This window comes from Hippea maritima DSM 10411 (assembly GCF_000194135.1).
In the GTDB taxonomy this organism is placed as follows: domain Bacteria; phylum Campylobacterota_A; class Desulfurellia; order Desulfurellales; family Hippeaceae; genus Hippea; species Hippea maritima.
Genome location: NC_015318.1, coordinates 1203949 through 1223412, shown reverse-complemented (window position 1 = coordinate 1223412; position 19464 = coordinate 1203949). Strand labels below are relative to the sequence as shown.

Sequence of the window (19464 nt, the reverse complement as noted above, 5' to 3'; positions counted from 1 at the left end):
CTCCTAAGGGAATAAATTTATAAAAATTATAAATAAAAAATTCTTTAAATCAAGGTTAATCTAAATTGAAGTTAACTTACTCTTAACTTGACGTTGAATAAAAGCCTATGTTAAAATAACAAAGTTAAAATATAGTTATATAAGGGGGAGAAAGCAATGGCTGAAAACAGAAAGGTAGAGGTGCCTAAGGACTTTTTGGAAAAAGCCAATCTTACACAGGAGGAATATAAAAGATTAAGAGAATGGGCTTCAAAAGATTTTGAAGGATTCTGGGATTACTTTGCAAAGAAAGAGATAAGCTGGTTTGAACCGTATAAAAAGGTCTTTGATGATTCAAATGCACCGTTTTATAAGTTCTTTACAGGTGGCAAACTCAATATGTGTTATAACTGCGTGGATAGGCATGTTACAACCAGAAAGAAGAACAGGGCTGCCATTATCTGGGAAAGCGAGCAGGGAGAGAGCAGGATACTCACTTATAGAGAACTTCAATACCAAATAAATAAGTTTGCCAATGTTTTGAAGACCTTGGGTGTCAAAAAGGGCGATGTTGTTGTTATATATATGCCCATGATACCTGAATTGCCAATAGCTATGCTTGCCTGTGCCAAAATTGGAGCAATACATTCGGTGGTTTTTGCTGGTATGAGTTCTTTTGCACTGAGAGAGAGGATACTCGATGCAAAGAGTTCAATAGTTATAACTGCAGATGGTGGATTTAGGGGTGGAAAAACTATACCGCTTAAGGAGAATGTAGATAAAGCAATAGAAAAGGTCAAGTTTATAAAGTATGTTGTAGTAGTTCGCCATGCGGATAGAGATGTGCCTATGAAGACGTTGAGGGATTTTTGGTGGGGTGATTTAATGAGTGATCCAGATTATGCCAAACCCTACTGTGAGCCAGAGCCAATGGATGCAGAGGATCCGTTATTTTTAATATACACCTCCGGTTCTACATCAAAACCTAAGGGAGTAGTTCACTCAACGGGGGGTTATCTACTGTGGAGAATTCTAACGGCTCGTTGGGTGTTTGATCTAAAAGAAGAGGATACATTTTGGTCAACGGCCAATATTGGTTGGATTTCGGGACATTCTTACACCTTGTATGGGCCTTTATCTATAGGGTCAACGACATTCATCTATGAGGGTATGCCTTTATATCCAAGTCCCGCTCAATGGTGGTATCTGGTTGAAAAGTACAAAATCAACGTTATGTACACAGCACCAACAGCTATAAGGGCTCTTATGAGGCATGGTGATGAATGGCTTAAAAAATACGATCTTTCATCTTTAAGGCTTTTAACTACAGGAGGCGAAAGGCTTAATGAGGCTGCTTGGCTGTGGTACTGGGAGAAGGTCGGTGGCAAGAGATGTCCTGTGATTGATGCATATGGTCAAACAGAAACCGCAGGTCATATGATATCATCATTGCCTGTTGCACCTCAGAAACCCGGTAGTGTTGGTATACCGGTACCTGGTATATTTCCAGACATTGTGGATGATGATGGTAATATTATAGAAGAGCCAACAAAGACAGGCCATCTTGTTCTTAAAAAACCGTGGCCATCTATGGTAAGAACATTGTGGAACGATGAGGAGGGTTATAAAAGACTGTATTGGGATAGGTTTGGTGGTAAGTATTATTACACAGGCGATCTGGCATCCAAGGATGAGGATGGTTATTTCTGGATGGAAGGAAGGGCAGACGATGTTGTTAATGTATCTGCACACAGAATAGGTTGTGCTGAGATTGAAAACGCCCTCACGAACTGCAAATATGTGGCAGAGGCAGCCGTTGTTGGAAGACCGGATGAGATTACGGGAGAGGAGGTTGTAGCCTTTGTTGTTCCTAAAGAAGGTGTTGACAGAACAAGGCACGATGAGATAGTTAGAAAACTCAGAGAGTATGTAAGCGAAACTGTTTCTCCAATAGCAAAACCATCCGAGGTGGTTTTTGTGGATTCCCTACCCAAGACTCGCTCTGGCAAGATTGTAAGAAGAGTACTTAAAGCAATTGCCTCAGATAAAGAGATTACTCAAGATGTTTCTACTCTTGAAGATGTAAGCGTAATAGATAAAATCAAAAAAGCATTGAAAGAGAGGAATCCTTAAAAATCGGAGGGGTTAGATGTCTGTTTTGGTTGAGTTTGCCATGTTTCCAACGGATAAAGGCGAAAGTGTGAGTTCATATGTTTCAAGAGTTATTAAAGTTATTGATGAGAGTGGCTTTGAATATAAACTTACACCCATGGGAACGGTGTTTGAGACAGATACAATGGAAGAGGCTCTTGGGCTTATAAACAAAGCTTACAGTGTGCTTGAGCCTGATTGCAATAGGATCTACTCAACCGTTAAATTTGACATAAGGAAGAATCGCTCTAACAGACTAACGCAGAAAATTACATCGATTGAGTCCAAATTGGGCAAAGAGGTTAAAAAGTAATGGAGGTCTATTATATTGTTGCCGCACTACTTGTTGGTAGTGCGGTTCTGTTTTTGGCGTTTAGTCAGACAAAGCAGTTTAGGCTTATAAGGGATGAACTAAAGGATGAGCTGCTCAGGATATCCACTGAGAATCAAAAACAGATAGAGAAGAATTCCGAACTGTTTGAAAAGCTCAATCAGACAACTCTGAAATTAAATGATACATTAAAAGAAGAGTTATACACGAAGTTTAGGGATATAAATTCAACCATAGAGGCTGAAAACTTCAAAAACAGGGATGAGTTGAAAAATTTTATGGAGACTGTGAATGATAAACTGATGCAACTGAGTGATAGGGTTGATCAAAGACTTAAGTCTGGATTTGATAATGTGGATAAGACATTTAGAGATATAGTAGAGGGTATTGCAAGGATATCTGAGGCCCAGCGTAAGATTGAGGAATTATCCAAAGATGTGGTGTCTTTGCAAGAGATTTTGGATGATAAGAAGAAAAGAGGTGTGTTTGGTGAGGTGCGGCTTGAGACGATACTAAAGTCTGTATTCGGTCAGGAAGGGGAACTTTATCAAACCCAATACAGTTTTGAGAATAGTGGCAAAAGGGTTATGGCCGATGCCGTTATAAAGGCCCCTGAGATGGGGTTGTTGGCTGTGGACTCAAAATTTCCCCTTGAGAACTATGTTAAAATGATTGAAGCAGAAGAGACCGACAAGGCAAGATTTACAAGCCAATTTAAACAAAATCTAAAAAAACACATAGATGATATAGCGGATAAGTACATTTGCCCTCCAACAACAGCTGATATGGCTGTGATGTTTTTGCCATCTGAGGCCATATTTGCCGAGGTCAACGCCCATCATGCAGATATTATAGCTTATGCAAGACAAAAAAAGATTTGGATAGCTTCCCCAACGACCCTTATGGCTTTGCTTGCAACTGTTCAGGCAGTTGTTAAGGATGTTAAGACCAGACAGCAGGCTTTAAAGATTCAGCAGGAGCTTGCAAGACTCTCAAAGAATTTTGAAAGATACAAAGAGAGATGGGAAAAGCTCATAAAAGACATAGATAGACTCAGTAGGGATGCCAAGGATGTTCACATAACTACCCAAAAGATATCCGATGATTTTAAACGCATAGAAAGGGTTGAGTTTGAATCATCGGAGGCTTTGGAGTGATTTTGAACAATTGTTCCATTGACGGCTTGGACTTTTTTCATTATTATTGATATATGGAAGATGTAAAGCTTACACCCTCAACAGAGGATTATTTAAAAACCATATATGAGATTACTAAAAGCAATAAGGTTGTTAGGATAAAAGATATCGCAAAGAGCCTTGATGTTAAAATGCCCTCTGTTGTTAATGCCGTAAAACAGCTTGAAGCAAAGAATCTTGTGATACACGAAACATACGGATATATAGAATTAACACCGTTGGGTGAAAAGATAGGCAAGAAACTCGACGAAAGACATAGGATCTTAAAGGAGTTTTTGAGTGATGTGTTGCAGGTTGACAGCACTATATCTTCTCAAGATGCCTGTGCCATAGAGCACTATCTGCATCCAGAAACGGTCGATAGGGTGGTTAAATTTCTGAACTTTTTAAGGCTCTCACCAGATGGTGAGCCGGGTTGGCTTAAGAAATTTAAGCTTTACCTAAAAACGGGTAAAAAAGAGTGTGACAAGTTAGAGGATGGAGGCTAAAAACTCAATAAAATCACCATCATCATTGAAACAATTTACCCTTTTTATCCACCTAAAACCACAATCCTTAGCAATCTTTGTATAAGCCCTGTCTATCTCGACAATTGTTTCTGTATTGTCGGTTGTAAAACTAACAGGTAAGATAATTAGTTCTGTGTAATGTTTTGAAAGCCTTTTTATCTCTTTTTCCGTTTCTGGTTTTAGCCATTCTATTGGCCCCAACCTTGACTGAAAGGATAGATAGATTGGCTTTTTTAAAATCCTGCTTAACGCCAATCTAAAAACCTCTAAGTCGTTTCTGTATGGATCGTTTGTTTTTTTTAGCAGTTTTAACGGCAACGAATGAGCACTTAAAAGTATAGCAGCATTGGGGTGGTTCTTTAAGGCGTTGTTTATCCTTGACTCAAATAGCTCAAAGAAGCCTTTATGGATGCACAAGGGTGGTTTTGTCCTCTTTAATTCTAAAACCTTGCCGTGCGTGGTGTGAGAATAGAAATTTTGCATAACAATGAATGTGCCCTCGCAATCGTTAAAATACGGTTTTGAATAACTAAACCCATAAGTTATATGCTTATTTGTTTTTATAGATAGCTTCTCTGCCTGCCTTTTGGTTATTCTTACAAGTGGGGATGGCGATAATTTTAGTATGTTATAGGTTTTTTTTGCTCTTAGAAGGGTTATGATAAAGGCCACCATTGCCCTGAATGGCTGCTTTAGTGGCATGATGTGCTTATCATTGAACATGCTAAACAAAAATACGGGTATATCCGTTGGTTTTTCTATACCACCTAGATTAACTAAAACGGCCTGTTTCATTGTGTATGAAGTCAACGAGCATCTTTATCTTTTCCTCATCCGTTTGAGGTAAAACACCGTGGCCTAAGTTGAATATGTGGGGGATTTTTTCTGTCTGTTTGAGTATTTCTTTTGTTTTGGTTTTTATTGTTGCCTCATCGGCAAAAAGAACAGTGTTGTCTAAGTTTCCCTGAACACATCTGTTGGTTGAGGTATAGACCTGAACAAGGTCGCTGCGCCAGTCGATACTAAAGCCATCAAAGTCCATCTTGTTCAGCAGGTGGTTTAAGTGGTGTGAGTTCTTAATAAAATAAATGGATGGCTTGATACTTTTGGCTATCCTTTGATTGAATGGCAGAACCAACTCTCTATAGGTTTTCTCATCCAATAGGCCAGCCCAGCTATCGAATAGCTGAACCGCATCGCAGCCTGAGTTGAGTTGCATGTTTAAATAGTCTATAGTCATTTTTGTTGTTAAATCCATTAGCTTTTTAAATCCATCGGGGTTTTCATACATTAATCCCCTAAGTTTAAAAAACTCAACACCACCAAATACATAACATAAAAGCGTAAATGGAGCGGCTGCAAAGCCCAACAGGGCAAGATCCTTTTTATGTCTTTTTACCTCGCCTATGGCTTCGAATAGAAAACTCAAATTCTCAAGGTTTTCATGGTATTGAATGTTGCTTTTATCCATTATCACCGAGGGACTTTTGCCGTCCTCATAAATTATCTTTGCCCCAAAGAGTTTTAGGGGTATGAGTATGTCGCTAAAGATGATGAGGGCATCTACACCTAATTTTTTAGGAAGGAGTGTAATTTCTACAATCAATTCCTTGTTCGTAAACATCTCAAGTAGCGGATATTTTTCTCTGATTCTTCTATAGCTTTTTAGGAATCTTCCCGCCTGACGCATAAACCATACAGGTGTATAGCCTGCCTTTTCGCCTTTAAGGGTTTTTAAAAACAGTTCACTTTGCTTCATACCAGTTATTCGCTATCTTTGTATTGGTTTTTATGGGTATATCAAACTTTACGGCATTTTCCATTGTGTCCTTTACTATACCTGCCACATTCTCGGCTATATCTTCTTTTGCCTCAACAAGCAACTCATCGTGAACCTGCAAGACTATGTGGGCATCTAAATTTTTTAGTTTTTCATACAGCTTAACCATAGCTATCTTTATTATATCTGCGGCTGTACCCTGGATTGTGGCATTGACTGCAGCCCTTTTTTCGAACTGAGCTAACCGCTTGTTGTTTGAGTTTATATTGAAAAAATAACGCCTTCTGCCGAAGTATGTCTCCACAAATCCATTCTTTGTGGCTTTTTCCGTAGTATTTTCTATATATGATTTTACGCCTGCGAACCTCTCAAAGTATTTTTCTATAAACTGTCTGGCCTTATCTTTGCTGATATTTAGAGTTTTTGATAGGGATACATAGCCCATCCCATAGATTATGCCGAAGTTTATTGTTTTTGCCATCCTACGTAAGTGGTGGTCAACCATTGAAGGATGAACGCCGAAGATTTTAACGGCTGTTTGTGTGTGTATATCCTCGTTGTTTTTAAATATTTCAATAAGCGTTTTATCCTTGCTCATTTGAGCCAAAACCCTTAATTCTATTTGAGAGTAATCTGAGCAGATAAGTTTATATCCTTTAGGTGCAACCACCGATTTTCTAATGCCAGAATGCAGTTCATCATCCCCAGCAGGTAGATTCTGTAGGTTTGGATTTGAAGATGAAAGCCGGCCTGTAGATGTTAGTGTCTGATTGAATGTTGTATGAAGTCTGTTGCTTTTGTCCATCTTATCCAAAAATGGTCTTATGTAGGTGGATATGACCTTCGAAATTGCACGGTAGGTGATAATTAGCTGGGCTATTTCGTATTTTTGAGCCAACATTTGCAGACTCTCTGAGTCTGTGGAATAACCCGTTTTTGTCTTTTTTATGGGTTTTATGCCTAGTTTTTCAAAAAGAATACGTTGAAGTTCTTTTGTGGAGTTTATGTTAAACTCCTCACCTGCCAATGCATGTATTTGTTTTTCTGTAGCATAAAGTTTGTTTGCCAATTCATTTTCAAATGATGTCAAATATTCTGAGTCTATCTTTATTCCTCTCTTTTCCATCGATACCAGCACCTCAGAAAGGGGTGTCTCGACCTGACTTAGAAGGAAGTTCAAGTTATTTCCTTCTATATATTCTCTTAAAAAGGGGTAGGATTCTAAAATTGCTTCTTCCTCAGATAGATTCATGAGTTTTGCAAATGCCTCGTCATTTATATTTTCAAAGCATACCCTCGGATTGCCTTTTGAATCTGGGTTTACAAGATATGAGGCCAATTTTATGTCGAATGGGTATTTTTCAAACTGAAAACCTTGTGTGAGTAATTCCTTAAAATCATAAACGGTCTCTATATCTGTGTTTACAAATCCTGGTTCTATTCTTTTTATTTGATTATTTTCTATTAGTATGGCGGATTTGTTTAATGCCATTAAGATTGTATGGCTTTTGCTCATAGAAACTGTATTATGTTTTACTGGAAGTGATTTAAGAAGCGATTTAAATCCAAATTTTAAGAATAACTCCTGGATCTTATCTATGTCTTTTTCTTTCTTTTTCATTGCCTCTAATTCTATTTTTATAGGTGCTTTTTTATCTGTTATGGTTAATTTTCTGTAAAGCTCTAAATTATCTTTTTCCTTTTCTATAGCTTCTTTAATTTTTGGCTTTAGATTGTCTAAATTTTGCAATATACCCTCTATGTTTTTATATTGAGCCAATAAACTTGCGGCTGTTTTTGGTCCGATGGACTTTACGCCGGGTATGTTGTCGATACTATCTCCCACTAAAGCCAGAAAATCTGCAACCTGTTCGGGATAAACACCAAGCTTTTTAAATACCCCCTCTCTGTCGTAAAAAACCTTCTTGGTTGGGTCGTATATCTTTACATTACTGTTTACAAGCTGAAATAGGTCTTTATCCGATGCTATGATTATAACCTCAAAGTCGTTTTTTAGTTTCTCTGCATAGGTTGCAATGAGGTCATCTGCCTCGAAGCCGTCAAGTTCAATAATGGGAATGCCAAATGCCTTGATGAGCTGTTTTGTTGGCTCTATCTGAATGCTCAACTCATCCGGCATTTTGGGTCTGTTTTTCTTATAACTCTCAAGTATATCTTCCCTGAATGTTTTTGCCTTTGTATCAAAAAAGATGGCTATGTAGGTTGGATTTGCAGCATCAAGCTCCAAAAGCAGTTTTGCAAATCCAAAGATGGTGCCGGTAGGCATACCTTTGTAGGATAGACCTCTAATGGCAAAGAAAAATCTATACAAAAATGAACTACCGTCGATTAGATAAACCTTCTCATTCATAGAGGAAACTTTACATAAAAAGGGATGAACAGTCAACTATAGGTGATAGCTCACGTTGCATGGGTGTAAAGTTAAAATTTGAGCTTGGCGTGATTTTTATGGTTTTTGGTTTTGTGTGTTGCTTTGAGTCCAAAAAATTGAACATAAGTTCAATAAGTGATAAAATAACTCTTGAAAGTTGCCATAAAAAGTGTATTAATCCATTATGAAAAAATGTAAAAAAATGAGTTGGAGGTGATAGATATGCCATGGGGGGACAGAACAGGTCCTTTTGGAGCAGGTCCAAGAACGGGTAGAGGTTTGGGTTATTGTTCAGGAAACACAGTGCCCGGCTACATGGTTAGAAGCTCTGGATTTGGATGGGGTAGAGGTTTTGGCGGAGGTAGAGGATTTGGAAGAGGCAGGGGCTTTGGCTTTGGAAGATGGGGTTATGAACCGTATTTTTATCATGCACCATCTGCCCCGTCAAAGGATGATGAGAAGAAGTTTTTAGAAAGCCAGATAGATTCTCTAACCCGCTCTATAGAAGCGCTAAAGTTGAGATTGAAAGAGCTTGAAGGAGAAGATTAAGCCCCGCGCTTATGCAGCGGGGTTATTTTTATTTATTTTGGGAGGTAGAATTATATGAAGATCATGATTACAGCCAAAGGCGATAAATTGGAAAGCACTATTGATGAGAGATACGGAAGAGGTGAGTATTTTATAATCTATGATACCGATAGCGGTGAATTCGAAGCTATCAAAAACCCATTTTTGAACAATCAGGGTGGTGTTGGTGTATCTACTGCTCAGTTCAGTGTTGAGAAGGGGATAAATGCCATTATATCTGGAAGCTACGGCCCAAATGCGTTGGAGATTCTGAGATCAGCCAACTTAGAATTATATAAAGCCCAACAAGGAACGGTTAAAGATAATATAGAGCTTCTTAAAGAGGGTAAGCTTGAGAGATTCTAAAGGAGAATAGTTATGAAAATAGCCGTAACAAGCGGAAAAGGTGGTACAGGGAAAACCACCATTGCGACTATGCTTGCCTATTCTTTGGATAATGCCCAGTATATCGATTGCGATGCTGAAGAGCCAAATGGCCACCTCTTTTTAAAACCCAGGATAGAAAAAAAGATTCCTTATACTGAGCTTGTGCCCCAGATAAATGAAGATGTCTGCACATTTTGTGGTAAGTGTGCAGAGGTTTGTGCCTATAAGGCTTTGGTAGTTATGGGTGAACCCCTTAAAAAAACAATGTTCTTTGATGAGTTATGTCATTCTTGTGGGGCCTGTGCTTATGTGTGCCCCATTGAGGGGGCTTTGATTGAAGTTCCGAAGCGGGTAGGTGAAATAAGGACTGGAAAGGCTAGCCATATAGACTTTGTTATGGGACTTTTGGATATAGGTCAGGCCAGTGCAACCCAACTTATTGCCACATTGAAACGGGACTACATGGATGATTCAAAAACAGTTGTTTTAGACTCACCACCAGGCACATCTTGCACTGTTGTTGAGACTATAGATGGCGTTGATTTCGTTATCTTGGTGGCAGAACCCACACCCTTTGGATTAAGCGATTTAAAGCTATCTGTTGAGCTTGTTAGAGATATGGGTCTAAATTTCGGAATCATTGTGAATAAGTATGAAAAGAATAATAGGCTTATTGAAGATTATGCTCAAGAGGAGACTATTCCCATACTCTACAGACTGCCGTTTTCTAAAGATATAGCAAGGAGTTATTCAAACGGGGCTTTGCCGTTTGAAAAATTCAAAAACGATTTTAAAGAAGTGATTAAGCAGATAGAGGAAAGGATATGAGTAGGGAGCTTGTTATAATTAGTGGCAAGGGTGGCACGGGTAAAACAACTCTAACCTCAAGCTTAGCTTATGTGATGAAGGATAAGATAATAGTTGATGCTGATGCTGATGCTGCAAATATGTATATCTTAACCAATCCAAAGCTTAAACATAAAGAGCTTTTCAAAGGAAACCCTAAAGCCATAATAGATGTTGACAAATGCGTTAAATGCGATTTATGTAGGAGGCTTTGCAGATTTGATGCAATACACATAAATCCAGATGGCAATTACTATGTGGATGAGCTAAAGTGCGATTCCTGCGAATTGTGTAAGGTTGCATGCCCAACTGAGGCCATTGCTATGAATGAGGTTTACTCAGGAGAATGGTACGAATCCGAAACCCCATTTGGATTAATGGTACATGCAAAACTCTATCCCGGTGCTGAAAATTCTGGAAACCTCGTTACTATGGTTAAACACAGGGCTCACCTGATAAGTGAGGAACAAAACATACCGTACATTTTAGTAGATGGTTCACCTGGTATTGGCTGCCCTGTTATATCTACTATCTCCGGTGCTAATTACGTAGTGGTGGTGTCTGAACCAACGCCGGCCGGCTTGCATGATTTAGAAAGGGTAAAAAAACTCTGCGATTCTTTTAAAGTAAAAAGCGGGGTGGTTGTAAACAAATATGACCTGAATGAAGAAAAAACCAGGCAGATAGAGAAATTTGCAGAAAAAGAGGGTATGGATGTTCTTGGCAGGATTCCATTTGATGAATGCGTACCCAAGGCCATAGTTAATCTGCAGATACCTTATGAGGCCTGCGATTCGGTCAAAAGGACTGTTGATGAAATATACTCAAAGGTTATGGAGAAGCTATGAGTATAAAGGATGAGATATTAGAGAAATTAAGAGGCGTTTATGACCCAGAATTGAGAGAAGATGTTGTAAAGCTAAAGCTTGTCTATGATTTGAAAGTGGATGAACAAAACGGGGTTGCCAGCATAAAGTTTAGACCCACAGTTGAGAACTGTCCTGTAGGTTTGCAGCTTGCAATAGCCATAAAGAAGGCAATTCTTTCAGTTGACGGCGTCAAGAAGGCAAATGTTAAAGTGGAAAACTTTATATGGGCTAAAGAGGCTGAGGAGTTTCTAAGGGCATTAGACAGGTGAGTTTTTCTTTCTCAGCGAGGAGCATTTTAGACTTTCTATCTGCATTTCGGCGAGGTAGATTACCTCCTCGCCGTTTCTTAAACCTTTTGAATGAATAAATGTAGTAAAAAATTCCACTTCAGTGTTGTTTATCTTGATCTTTTTTAATTCATTTAGGAGTTCCTTGTTTATTTTAACTACGTCATATTTAGTATATACAAAGGCAAAATAGTTTGAGCCAACCCTGCTGGGATACAAGGCAAATTTTAAGTTTTTTATAGTTGAGACTACTCTATTTATAACCTCATTACCTTTTTGGTATCCGAATAGGTAATTAATCTTTTTTAGATGTTTTATATCTACCATAAATAGATAGAAGTCTATTTGATTATCTATGAGCTTATCTATAAAGTTTATAAGGCTTTTAATTCTGTGGATACCACTGAAAACATCCTTCTCAAATAGGTCTATTCTGCTTTTTTCTACCCTTGACAACATATCCGATGGCAGTTCATTCTTTTTTTCTTCTATGTAAATATCCTTGATTTTGTTTTCTATAACCGCAATTATGTTTGTATCGAGGGGCATGTCTTTCATTGTTTTCAGTGCTTCTTCTAAGGAAAAGGCTTTTCTGTAAGGTCTTGATGTGGTTAGGGCATCAAACACGTCAGCTATTGCTAAAATCTTACCTTCCAGTGTAATTTCTTCACATTTTAAACCGTCTGGATATCCGCTTCCATCACATCGTTCGTGGTGCTGTCTGATAAATTTGGATATGCCTTTAAAAAATTCAACATCCTTTGTGAGTTCATAGGAAAATACAGGGTGGTATTTCATAATCTTGTACTCGTATTCACTTAGTTTACCCGGTTTTAGTAGTATGCTATCTGGTATTGCCACCTTTCCCAAATCATGTAATAGGCCAGCAATGTATATATCCTGTTGTTTTTTTTCTGATAAACCTAAAATTTGTGCGATTTTTTGGGCATAAAGGGCAACTCTTTCTGAGTGTCCTTTTGTGTAGAAATCCCTTACCTCTAATACTTTAACGAAGGTTCTAATAAACTCTATTCTGTTTTTTTCTATCTGTTCGCTTTTATCTATTATTGTAGCAGAGAGACTGTTGAGCTTTTCCGCTATAGTTTTTAGCTTACTTAGGTGGATTCTGTTTATCTCTATGGGGTCTTTTTTTAGGCCTATTTTGGGTATGGCAGATGTTATTAGATTTGTGTCTTTGTTTGTCACTGAGGAAAATTGATTATTTATTATGTGTATTAATGCAACCGTTAGAAGGTAGAGTGAAAACAGTAGCAATTGAAAGTATCTTATCCGTTTAAATAGATTATTTGTAAATAGTGTAGCTGTCTGTTTGATGGCATCCACATAGAAACCCGTTCCAATCATCCAATGGAGTGGTTTGTAATATTTTCTAAAGGAAATCTTCAGGCGGGGTTTACTTGTTGTAGGTGATGGGTACCAGTATGTAGAGTATGTTTCTCCTTTTTCTCTTAAGGCCTTTAGATATTTTTCTCTGTATGGATTACCCTTTGCATCCGTTCCTTTTGATGATACGGGTTTGCCTATGCTCACGCCTTTGGATTTGTTATATATATTCATGGCAAATGCATCGCCCCCATTGAGGTTTAACATCCTTACCACAAAAAAGTAACTATCCTGATTCTTGTCGGTAAGTATAAATTTGTTTAGTTGAGGGAATGTATATTCCATGATTTGGTTTTCTACTTCTAACATATTTTTATATGCCCCTAGTTTTATGCTGTCTGTTATTGGTGTTAGAGCCAATAGAATTGTTTCATTGAAACTACCCTCTTTGAATTCCTTCAAAGAGCATGTATATAATCGAATATCATTGAATGATAGATTTAGGTTTTATGAGTAGGGTTTACACCTGTTTAGGTTTAAAAAATCCACGCTTGATGTACCATTATCATAGAATAAAACAAACCGTGCGCTTTTTTTATTTGTGTCTAATTTTAGGGAGTTAATCAAGTTTTTTGTGTGTGGGTTGAGTCTTATTTTCTCCAGATGGGCCTCGTAGGCTAAATTCCTGAAGGTGCTTTTTATTGTTGATTTTGTATAACTATCTATAAAAGATATAGCTGCATAGGTTTCAAGCTTAATTTCCTTCTTCTGTCTGTTTAGTTCATAATTATAAACGAAGTTGTATATGGCATCTTTTTGATATCTTTCAATGTAGTGGAACGCACCGCTCATTATTATGAATACTAAAAAGAGCACTGTATATACAGCCCTTATGTAAGTTTTTTCGGTAATTTTGGGACTCATATTGTAATTATTGCTAATAAAAAATAAAAGGTCAAATTATATTTTGGTTTAAAAAGTTGACTTTGTGGGGTCTATTGTGCTAATTTTTTTAGGCTTTTTGGAGGGGGAGGAGTGATTTTAGAGGTCAAGGTTAAACCCAACTCTAAGGTCGAGCAGTTCGATTTTGATAAAGGGGTATTAACCTTAAAAATTAAGGAAAAACCTGTTGAAGGCAAGGCTAATAAGGCTGTGGTTGATAAATTAGCAAAAAGGCTTAAGGTTGCAAAAAGCTGTATAGAGATCGTGAAAGGTGAGAAATCGAGAAGTAAGCTTGTGAGAATAGATTGCTTAGACGATGATGAGATACTCTTAAGATTAGGAGGATAGACGAAAATGCCTATATATGAGTATGAGTGTAAGTTTTGTTCGCATAGGTTTCAACTTTTGCAAAAGTTTACAGATCCAGCACCCGATGTTTGTCCAAATTGCGGTAAAGAAGGTGGAATAAAAAAACTCGTATCTCAAACATCCTTCGAACTTAAAGGTTCAGGTTGGTATGTAACAGATTATAAAAGCTCAAATTTGGCAAGTTCTTCAAGTTCTACTGTCAGCAATAGCAAGACTAATAATACAAAAACTACACAAAGCAAGGAGGCAAAGAGTGGTTGAGAGGACTTTATCTATCATTAAGCCAGACTGCGTAGCAGCTAAAAATGCAGGCAAGGTTATATCTATGCTCGAGGAAAATGGTTTTAACATCATAGGAATGAAAAAAATCCATTTAACTAAAAAGCAGGCCAAAAAGTTTTACATAGTCCACAAAGATAGGCCTTTTTATGATTCTCTAACGGATTTTATGTCTGAGGGTCCTATTGTCGTTATGGTTTTGGAGAAGGAAAATGCAATAGCAGATTACAGAAAACTAATGGGAGCAACAAACCCAGAAGAGGCGGAAGAAGGTACAATTAGAAAACTTTACGGCTCAAACATTGAAAGGAATGCTGTTCACGGTTCTGACTCTGAAGAATCTGCAAACTATGAGATAAAATTCTTTTTCAATGAATTAGAACTTGTGTAGGAAAGGAGAGAGAAAATGGCTCAGCCAAAGAGAAAGTCAAGTCATTCAAGGGCTGCAAAGAGGGCAACACACAAGAAATTAAAAAATGTTCCTTTGACAAAATGTCCAAACTGCGGTGAGTATAAACTCCCACACAGGGTATGCCCATCTTGTGGCTATTATGGAGATAGAGAAGTTTTAACACCTGAGGAGTAAATGATATCTGTTGCCGTCGATGCATACGGCGGGGATCATGCTCCGCAGGAAGTCATAAAGGGTATTGAGTTTGCACTAAGGGAAAATAGCGATCTTTTTGTATATCTTGTGGGCAAAGAGGGGGAGTTAAAGGGTTTTATTAAGGGGTTTGAGGATAGTTTTAGAAAGAGAATCAATATTGTAGATGCTCCTCAAGTTGTGCGAATGTCTGATAAACCCTCTCAGGCTCTAAGGTTAAAAAACTCTTCTATGGCTGTAGGCATTAATCTTGTAAAAGAGGGTAAGGCCGACGCATTTATGACAGCCGGCAATTCAGGTGCAGCTATGGCATTGGCTATGTTTACCTTGGGTAGAATTAAAGGTGTTTCCCGGCCTGCCATAGCTACGCTTTTGCCTACTCTTGAGGGTCAGATGCTGATGCTTGATGTAGGGGCTAATGTTGACTGTAAACCTCAACATCTTCTTGAGTTTTCCATTATGGGGTATGTGTATGCAAAACATGTTGCTGGTATAGATAACCCCCGCGTTGCAGTTTTAAGCAATGGCTCAGAGCCAGGAAAGGGTAATCAGCTCACGTTGTCCAGTTACGATTTACTTTCTAAGAGTAGATTAAATTTTATAGGTAACATAGAGGGTGATGAAATATACAAGGGTAGAGCAGATGTAGTTGTATGCGACGGGTTTGTGGGAAATGTTGTTTTGAAGGTTAGTGAATCCATTCCGGATCTAATTATAGAGTTTCTAAAAGAGGAAATAAAAAGGAGTTTTTGGTATAAAATAGGCTTTCTTTTAGCAAAGCCAGCATTTAGGGTTTTAAAAAGTAAGACAGATTATTCGTCGTTTGGCGGCGCTCCTCTTTTGGGGGTTAGGGGTTCATGCATTATAAGCCATGGTAGAAGCAACGGCGTAGCCATAAAGAATGCTATTTTGAAGGCTGTAAAATTTTCGAAGGAGAAGGTGAACGACAAAATAGAGTCAGCTATGGAGGGTTGCTTTGTTCTTAAGGAATTAAAGGGGGCTGTGAGGACATGAATGCAAAGATTATCTCTACAGGGGCTTATCTACCCAAGAAAATTTTGACAAACTTTGACTTGGAAAAAATGGTCGATACCTCTGATGAGTGGATAACACAGAGAACAGGTATAAAAATAAGACATATTGTTGAAGATGGTGAATCTACATCAGATCTTGCCTATAAAGCTGCTTTAGATGCCTTAAAGGGCAGTGATCTGTCTCCGTCCGATATTGAGCTTATAGTGGTTGCCACTGTAACGCCGGACCAACCTTTACCTGCAACCGCTCTGTTTGTTCAGGAAAAACTTGGAGCTTATAATGCTTTTGGTTTTGACATAAATGCTGCCTGTAGCGGTTTTATGTATGCCTTATCTGTGGCTAATGCATACATAAAAGCCGGTATGGTAAAAAATGCCCTTGTGATAGGTTCTGAAGTTTTAAGTAAAATTGTAGATTGGACTGATAGAACCACGTGTGTTTTATTCGGGGATGGGGCGGCGTGTGTTCTCCTTGAGGCTGTAGAGGATGAGAATAAAGGTATAATAAGTATGGTTATGCATTCAGACGGTAGATATACTGATCTTATGAGGGTTCCTGCTCCAGGTAGTGCTAAACCATGCTCAGAAGAGGTTATTGAAGGCAGAGAAATTTACATAAAGATGAAAGGTAATGAAACCTTTAAAATGGCTGTGAGAAGTATAGCAAGTGTAAGCAAAGAAGCTTTGGATTTGGTCAATATGGATTTTAATGATGTTGATCTTATGGTTTCTCATCAAGCCAATAAGAGGATTATAGAAAGTGTGGCAAAGAGGGCAGGTATAGATGAAGATAGGGTTATAGTGACCATAGACAAGCATGCCAATACATCAGCTGCATCTATTCCTCTTGCATTGGATTGGGCTTACAAGAGCGGCAGGATAAAGGAAGGGGATGTGATTTTGTTAAATAGTTTTGGCGCAAGTTTAACCTGGGCTGCAGGTGTTGTAAGGTGGTGATAGATGTTTAGGACAGAGATTTGTGATCTATTAGGTATAGAGTATCCGATAATCCAAGGTGGTATGGCATGGGTCAGTGACGCAGTATTAGCTGCTGCTGTTTCTGAAGCTGGCGGTTTGGGTATTATAGCTGCAGGTAATGCGCCTGCAGATTGGGTAGAAAATGAGATAATTAAGGCAAAAGAGCTTACAGAGAAGCCTTTTGGCGTTAACATAATGCTGCTTTCACCTTATGTAGATGATGTTGTTGATGTTGTTGTTAGGCATGAAGTAAAGGTTATAACAACGGGCGCTGGCAGCCCGGGCAAATATATGGATAGGTTCAAGTCTATAGGTGCTAAAGTTATACCGGTTGTAGCAAGTGTTGCACTGGCAAAAAGGATGGAAGATACCGGGGCGGATGCTGTTATAGCAGAGGGCATGGAATCTGGCGGTCATATAGGCGAACTCACAACAATGGCTCTTGTGCCTCAGGTTGTGGATGCTGTGAAGATTCCCGTTATAGCTGCAGGTGGAATAGCCGATGGCAGGGGATTTGTTGCTGCTCTAGCATTGGGTGCTAAAGGTGTACAGATGGGTACCCGTTTTGTTGCTTCAGTTGAGTGTACAATTTCTGAGGCTTATAAAGAGGTTGTTGTTAAAGCTAAGGATAGAGATACGGTTATTACCGGAAGGGCGACAGGCCATCCGGTTAGGATCATTAAAAATAAACTTGCAAGGGAGTTTTTAAAATTAGAAGGCAATGGAGCTACACCTGAGGAACTTGAAAAATTCGGTGAAGGTAGATTGAGGCTTGCAGCAAGAGAGGGTGATGTGAAAAACGGAAGTGTTATGGCTGGTCAGATTTCTGGTTTAATTTCAGATATTAAGCCTGTTAATGAGATAATAAAAGAGATTGTAGATGAGGCTAAAAACGTTGTTGCTAATATAAATGAGCTTTTGGGAGCTTGAAAATGAGATTTTTAATGTTTACAGGGCAGGGTTCTCAGTTTGTTGGAATGGGTAAGGATTTATACGACAACTTTGATATAGTAAAACAAACTTTTAATAGGGCAAATAAGGCATTGGGTTTTGATTTGAAATCTTTAATGTTTGAAGGCCCAGAAGATAAACTAACGCTTACGGCTTTTGCTCAGCCTGCCATTTTAACGGTTTCATTGGCTATTTATGATCTTGTAAAAAGTGAGACGGATTTTGATTTTGATGTGGCTGCGGGGCACTCTCTGGGTGAGTATTCGGCTTTAGTTGCGGCAGATGCATTAGATTTTGAGGATGCCGTCTATGCTGTTCATAAGCGGGGTGAGTTTATGCAAGAGGCTGTGCCTGAGGGTGTTGGGGCTATGGCTGCTATAATAACCGACAAACATGAAGAAATAGAGAAACTTTGTTTGGGTGTTGCTAAAAACTTTGAGAATGGCTACTGTCAAATAGCCAATTACAATGCTAAAAACCAGGTTATAGTGTCGGGCTACAAAGAGGGCGTGGAAAAGGTGTCGCAGCTTGCAAGTGAAAGAGGTTTGGGTAAAGTAATACCATTGAACGTATCTGCCCCATTCCATTGCGCTTTGATGGAGCCCGTTAAGGATAAAATGGCTAAGGTTCTAGAGAAAATAGAGTTTAGGAAGCCGCAAAGGCCAGTTGTAGAAAATACAAAATCGGAAATTATCGGCGAGAGTGCAAGAATAAGGGATTACTTAATAAGCCAGATAACAGACCCTGTGAGATGGACAGACAATGTTCAAAAGGCTATAGAGTTTGGGTGTGATGAATTTGTAGAGTTCGGACCTAAAAACGTGCTTTCTTCTATGCTAAAAAGACAAATGCGCAAGGGTAATATAAATTATGTGGTTGACTTAAAAAGTTATAATGGCTATAAGGATAAGGTATGATGTTTAAGGGTAGTGTAGCTTTAGTAACTGGGGCAAGCAGGGGCATAGGAGCACAAATAGCATATCAACTTGCAATGAGGGGTTTAACGGTTATTATTAATTACTCCTCAAGTAAGGATAAAGCCCTGAAATTGTGCGATAAGATCACCTCAAAGGGTGGCAAATGCGAGGCTATAGGTTTTAATGTAGCTGATTTTGATGGTGCAGGCGAGGCAATAAAACGAATAGCAAATAAATATGGAAGCATTGACTATTTGATAAATAATGCAGGTATCACAAAAGACAATCTTATAATGAGAATGAATAAAGAGGATATAGATAGTGTTATAGATGTCAATCTTAAAGGTGCTATAAACTGCATAAAGCATGTATCTAAATATATGATAAAAAAAAGGTTTGGTGTGATAGTCAATATCTCAAGCATTATAGGTCTTATGGGAAATGCAGGGCAATCTAATTATGCTGCGAGCAAGGCAGGTTTGATTGGTTTAACAAAATCTTTAGCTAAAGAACTTGGAGGGCGCAATATAAGGGTTAATGCTGTTGCTCCAGGTTACATAGAAACAGATATGACAGCTGCTTTGAGTGAAGAACAGAAAAAAGCTTTAATGGATAATATTGCGCTTGGCCGTTTGGGTAGCGTAGAGGATGTGGCCAATTTGGTTGAGTTTTTGTTGAGTGAGGAATCTTCGTATATAACGGGTGAAGTTATCAATATAAGTGGCGGATTATATATCTAAAAATAAAAGAGG

At 38.5% G+C, this 19464-nt stretch carries 23 protein-coding genes; 18 read left to right on the top strand and 5 right to left on the bottom strand.

Annotated elements, in window-relative coordinates; translation table 11 throughout:
* Positions 1-156 precede the first annotated feature (156 nt).
* From acs to HIPMA_RS06360, 4 genes are read left to right on the top strand one after another with little or no spacing between them, the layout of a single operon-like run.
* Positions 157-2112 (top strand): acetate--CoA ligase, encoded by a 1956-nt coding sequence (gene acs, locus HIPMA_RS06375; RefSeq protein WP_013682233.1) that lies wholly within the window; start codon positions 157-159, stop codon positions 2110-2112.
* A gap of 16 nt (positions 2113-2128) precedes the next feature.
* Positions 2129-2443 (top strand): MTH1187 family thiamine-binding protein, encoded by a 315-nt coding sequence (locus HIPMA_RS06370; RefSeq protein WP_013682232.1) that lies wholly within the window; start codon positions 2129-2131, stop codon positions 2441-2443.
* Positions 2443-3618, top strand: a complete 1176-nt coding sequence (locus HIPMA_RS06365) for a DNA recombination protein RmuC (protein ID WP_013682231.1) — start codon at positions 2443-2445, stop codon at positions 3616-3618. Before HIPMA_RS06370 ends, HIPMA_RS06365 begins: the two co-directional genes overlap by 1 nt.
* Before the next feature lie 53 nt (positions 3619-3671).
* On the top strand, positions 3672-4145 hold the full coding sequence (locus HIPMA_RS06360; protein WP_013682230.1) for a metal-dependent transcriptional regulator: 474 nt from the start codon (positions 3672-3674) through the stop codon (positions 4143-4145).
* On the opposite strand, the gene HIPMA_RS06355 is transcribed toward HIPMA_RS06360, so the two are convergent.
* Genes HIPMA_RS06355 through HIPMA_RS06345 form a run of 3 tightly spaced genes read right to left on the bottom strand, consistent with a single transcriptional unit; the run spans position 4128 to position 8317 of the window.
* Positions 4128-4961: a ferrochelatase gene (locus HIPMA_RS06355; protein WP_013682229.1), complete on the bottom strand. Its 834-nt coding sequence runs from the start codon at positions 4959-4961 to the stop codon at positions 4128-4130. The genes HIPMA_RS06360 and HIPMA_RS06355 overlap by 18 nt on opposite strands.
* The gene (gene hemE / locus HIPMA_RS06350; RefSeq protein ID WP_013682228.1) at positions 4939-5925 is read right to left on the bottom strand and encodes a uroporphyrinogen decarboxylase; all 987 of its coding nucleotides are present in this window, start codon (positions 5923-5925) and stop codon (positions 4939-4941) included. The genes HIPMA_RS06355 and hemE overlap by 23 nt, the downstream gene beginning before the upstream one ends.
* Positions 5912-8317 (bottom strand): DNA polymerase I, encoded by a 2406-nt coding sequence (locus HIPMA_RS06345; RefSeq protein WP_013682227.1) that lies wholly within the window; start codon positions 8315-8317, stop codon positions 5912-5914. Before HIPMA_RS06345 ends, hemE begins: the two co-directional genes overlap by 14 nt.
* A 243-nt stretch (positions 8318-8560) precedes the next feature.
* Here HIPMA_RS06345 and HIPMA_RS06340 point away from each other — a divergent pair, with 243 nt between their 5' ends.
* The 5 genes from HIPMA_RS06340 to HIPMA_RS06320 are packed head-to-tail and all read left to right on the top strand — an operon-like array spanning position 8561 to position 11276.
* Positions 8561-8887, top strand: a complete 327-nt coding sequence (locus HIPMA_RS06340) for a DUF5320 domain-containing protein (protein WP_013682226.1) — start codon at positions 8561-8563, stop codon at positions 8885-8887.
* A 54-nt stretch (positions 8888-8941) separates the two neighbouring features.
* Positions 8942-9271 (top strand): NifB/NifX family molybdenum-iron cluster-binding protein, encoded by a 330-nt coding sequence (locus tag HIPMA_RS06335; protein WP_013682225.1) that lies wholly within the window; start codon positions 8942-8944, stop codon positions 9269-9271.
* Between the two features lie 12 nt (positions 9272-9283).
* Positions 9284-10120: a nucleotide-binding protein gene (locus HIPMA_RS06330; RefSeq protein WP_013682224.1), complete on the top strand. Its 837-nt coding sequence runs from the start codon at positions 9284-9286 to the stop codon at positions 10118-10120.
* Positions 10117-10986: an ATP-binding protein gene (locus tag HIPMA_RS06325; protein ID WP_013682223.1), complete on the top strand. Its 870-nt coding sequence runs from the start codon at positions 10117-10119 to the stop codon at positions 10984-10986. The genes HIPMA_RS06330 and HIPMA_RS06325 overlap by 4 nt, the downstream gene beginning before the upstream one ends.
* Positions 10983-11276: a metal-sulfur cluster assembly factor gene (locus tag HIPMA_RS06320; protein ID WP_013682222.1), complete on the top strand. Its 294-nt coding sequence runs from the start codon at positions 10983-10985 to the stop codon at positions 11274-11276. The genes HIPMA_RS06325 and HIPMA_RS06320 overlap by 4 nt, the downstream gene beginning before the upstream one ends.
* Here the strand turns inward: HIPMA_RS06320 and HIPMA_RS09215 are convergent.
* Complete coding sequence (locus HIPMA_RS09215) at positions 11265-13100, bottom strand: HD domain-containing phosphohydrolase (RefSeq protein ID WP_013682221.1); 1836 nt, start codon at positions 13098-13100, stop codon at positions 11265-11267. The two genes, HIPMA_RS06320 and HIPMA_RS09215, sit on opposite strands and share 12 nt — an antisense overlap.
* Before the next feature lie 45 nt (positions 13101-13145).
* Entirely contained in the window at positions 13146-13562 is a 417-nt protein-coding gene (locus tag HIPMA_RS06310) for a hypothetical protein (RefSeq protein ID WP_013682220.1), read from the bottom strand.
* A gap of 111 nt (positions 13563-13673) precedes the next feature.
* Here HIPMA_RS06310 and HIPMA_RS06305 point away from each other — a divergent pair, with 111 nt between their 5' ends.
* Genes HIPMA_RS06305 through fabG form a run of 9 tightly spaced genes read left to right on the top strand, consistent with a single transcriptional unit; the run spans position 13674 to position 19452 of the window.
* A complete protein-coding gene (locus HIPMA_RS06305) occupies positions 13674-13928 on the top strand; it encodes a DUF167 domain-containing protein (RefSeq protein WP_013682219.1) in 255 nt (84 codons plus the stop codon).
* Positions 13929-13934: 6 nt separating this feature from the next.
* Positions 13935-14210 (top strand): FmdB family zinc ribbon protein, encoded by a 276-nt coding sequence (locus HIPMA_RS06300; RefSeq protein ID WP_013682218.1) that lies wholly within the window; start codon positions 13935-13937, stop codon positions 14208-14210.
* Positions 14203-14619, top strand: a complete 417-nt coding sequence (ndk, locus tag HIPMA_RS06295) for a nucleoside-diphosphate kinase (RefSeq protein ID WP_013682217.1) — start codon at positions 14203-14205, stop codon at positions 14617-14619. Before HIPMA_RS06300 ends, ndk begins: the two co-directional genes overlap by 8 nt.
* 15 nt (positions 14620-14634) lie before the next feature.
* The gene (rpmF, locus tag HIPMA_RS06290; RefSeq protein WP_013682216.1) at positions 14635-14814 is read left to right on the top strand and encodes a 50S ribosomal protein L32; all 180 of its coding nucleotides are present in this window, start codon (positions 14635-14637) and stop codon (positions 14812-14814) included.
* A gap of 3 nt (positions 14815-14817) precedes the next feature.
* Positions 14818-15846, top strand: a complete 1029-nt coding sequence (gene plsX / locus HIPMA_RS06285) for a phosphate acyltransferase PlsX (protein WP_041324433.1) — start codon at positions 14818-14820, stop codon at positions 15844-15846.
* Complete coding sequence (locus HIPMA_RS06280) at positions 15843-16823, top strand: beta-ketoacyl-ACP synthase III (RefSeq protein WP_013682214.1); 981 nt, start codon at positions 15843-15845, stop codon at positions 16821-16823. The genes plsX and HIPMA_RS06280 overlap by 4 nt, the downstream gene beginning before the upstream one ends.
* A gap of 3 nt (positions 16824-16826) precedes the next feature.
* Positions 16827-17774, top strand: a complete 948-nt coding sequence (gene fabK, locus HIPMA_RS06275; RefSeq protein WP_013682213.1) for an enoyl-[acyl-carrier-protein] reductase FabK — start codon at positions 16827-16829, stop codon at positions 17772-17774.
* Positions 17775-17776: 2 nt separating this feature from the next.
* Entirely contained in the window at positions 17777-18712 is a 936-nt protein-coding gene (gene fabD, locus HIPMA_RS06270; protein WP_013682212.1) for an ACP S-malonyltransferase, read from the top strand.
* Positions 18709-19452, top strand: coding sequence for a 3-oxoacyl-[acyl-carrier-protein] reductase (gene fabG, locus HIPMA_RS06265; RefSeq protein ID WP_013682211.1), 744 nt, complete (start codon positions 18709-18711; stop codon positions 19450-19452). The genes fabD and fabG overlap by 4 nt, the downstream gene beginning before the upstream one ends.
* Positions 19453-19464: the final 12 nt, after the last annotated feature.

Bases quoted from the DNA above. Each gene is read 5' to 3' on its own strand.
- HIPMA_RS06310 (WP_013682220.1), bottom strand. From the start codon at position 13,562: ATGAGTCCCAAAATTACCGAAAAAACTTACATAAGGGCTGTATATACA.
- HIPMA_RS06280 (WP_013682214.1), top strand. From the start codon at position 15,843: ATGAATGCAAAGATTATCTCTACAGGGGCTTATCTACCCAAGAAAATT.
- HIPMA_RS06360 (WP_013682230.1), top strand. From the start codon at position 3,672: ATGGAAGATGTAAAGCTTACACCCTCAACAGAGGATTATTTAAAAACC.
- rpmF (WP_013682216.1), top strand. From the start codon at position 14,635: ATGGCTCAGCCAAAGAGAAAGTCAAGTCATTCAAGGGCTGCAAAGAGG.
- hemE (WP_013682228.1), bottom strand. From the start codon at position 5,925: ATGAAGCAAAGTGAACTGTTTTTAAAAACCCTTAAAGGCGAAAAGGCA.
- HIPMA_RS06365 (WP_013682231.1), top strand. From the start codon at position 2,443: ATGGAGGTCTATTATATTGTTGCCGCACTACTTGTTGGTAGTGCGGTT.
- HIPMA_RS06355 (WP_013682229.1), bottom strand. From the start codon at position 4,961: ATGAAACAGGCCGTTTTAGTTAATCTAGGTGGTATAGAAAAACCAACG.
- fabD (WP_013682212.1), top strand. From the start codon at position 17,777: ATGAGATTTTTAATGTTTACAGGGCAGGGTTCTCAGTTTGTTGGAATG.
- HIPMA_RS06320 (WP_013682222.1), top strand. From the start codon at position 10,983: ATGAGTATAAAGGATGAGATATTAGAGAAATTAAGAGGCGTTTATGAC.
- HIPMA_RS06330 (WP_013682224.1), top strand. From the start codon at position 9,284: ATGAAAATAGCCGTAACAAGCGGAAAAGGTGGTACAGGGAAAACCACC.
- HIPMA_RS06370 (WP_013682232.1), top strand. From the start codon at position 2,129: ATGTCTGTTTTGGTTGAGTTTGCCATGTTTCCAACGGATAAAGGCGAA.
- acs (WP_013682233.1), top strand. From the start codon at position 157: ATGGCTGAAAACAGAAAGGTAGAGGTGCCTAAGGACTTTTTGGAAAAA.
- HIPMA_RS06345 (WP_013682227.1), bottom strand. From the start codon at position 8,317: ATGAATGAGAAGGTTTATCTAATCGACGGTAGTTCATTTTTGTATAGA.
- HIPMA_RS06335 (WP_013682225.1), top strand. From the start codon at position 8,942: ATGAAGATCATGATTACAGCCAAAGGCGATAAATTGGAAAGCACTATT.
- HIPMA_RS06300 (WP_013682218.1), top strand. From the start codon at position 13,935: ATGCCTATATATGAGTATGAGTGTAAGTTTTGTTCGCATAGGTTTCAA.
- fabG (WP_013682211.1), top strand. From the start codon at position 18,709: ATGATGTTTAAGGGTAGTGTAGCTTTAGTAACTGGGGCAAGCAGGGGC.
- HIPMA_RS06340 (WP_013682226.1), top strand. From the start codon at position 8,561: ATGCCATGGGGGGACAGAACAGGTCCTTTTGGAGCAGGTCCAAGAACG.
- HIPMA_RS06325 (WP_013682223.1), top strand. From the start codon at position 10,117: ATGAGTAGGGAGCTTGTTATAATTAGTGGCAAGGGTGGCACGGGTAAA.
- fabK (WP_013682213.1), top strand. From the start codon at position 16,827: ATGTTTAGGACAGAGATTTGTGATCTATTAGGTATAGAGTATCCGATA.